We start from the raw sequence: 599 nt of genomic DNA, 5'->3' as shown, positions 1-599 counted from the left end.
CGGACATCGATCGGTTCCAGGCGAAGCCGCTCCGTGAAACGGACAACTGCGTGCGACATCGCACCATCACACTGCACGAGGCTTCACCGTGCATCCTCATTTGCCGCAAGTCGGGCTCGGGGACGTCACCGCGAGTGGCGAGCCAGCATCAGTGGCACTGACTCCACAGCGAGCGGGATGGTTCCGGGGTCGAGGTGGACATGTGCCCCAGATGGCGCCTGTGTGTCGGACAGCGCAAGGCACCAGCGGGCGAGATCACGAAGTCCGGCTGGGTCGCCGAATATCTCGACCGACCCATCCCGGATCTCGATAGTGACTGTTCCTCCCTCGACGGGAGCGATGACCCCGGTCTGAGAGCTGTAGGCGGGCACGGACAGCACGTTCTCAGTCATGAACGCAGTCTGCCGGATCACGTCCGGCTCGTCGGTGCCCGAACGCACCCTCATCTGGCCGCGATGAGGGCGCGTCCACCGTCACCGACCGTTAGCGGCTCCAGCCTGTCAGCGGCATGTAAAGCATCTGGTGGGACGCGAGTGTCAAGCATGTGCCGGGACCGAACATAGCGAGGACCGAAGACGTTGCCGAATTGCCCTCTTTAG

The 599-nt window shown here is 63.4% G+C and carries 1 protein-coding gene; it reads right to left on the bottom strand.

The annotated features are described in order from the left end of the window. Positions 1-125 precede the first annotated feature (125 nt). Positions 126-392: a hypothetical protein gene (locus tag ACNAW0_RS30575; protein WP_416291512.1), complete on the bottom strand. Its 267-nt coding sequence runs from the start codon at positions 390-392 to the stop codon at positions 126-128. Positions 393-599: the final 207 nt, after the last annotated feature.

The organism is Micromonospora sp. SL1-18 (assembly GCF_047921505.1).
Classification (GTDB): Bacteria; Actinomycetota; Actinomycetes; order Mycobacteriales; family Micromonosporaceae; genus Micromonospora.
This window is presented reverse-complemented; position numbering and strand designations above follow the sequence as displayed.

Bases quoted from the DNA above. Each gene is read 5' to 3' on its own strand.
- ACNAW0_RS30575 (WP_416291512.1), bottom strand. From the start codon at position 392: ATGACTGAGAACGTGCTGTCCGTGCCCGCCTACAGCTCTCAGACCGGG.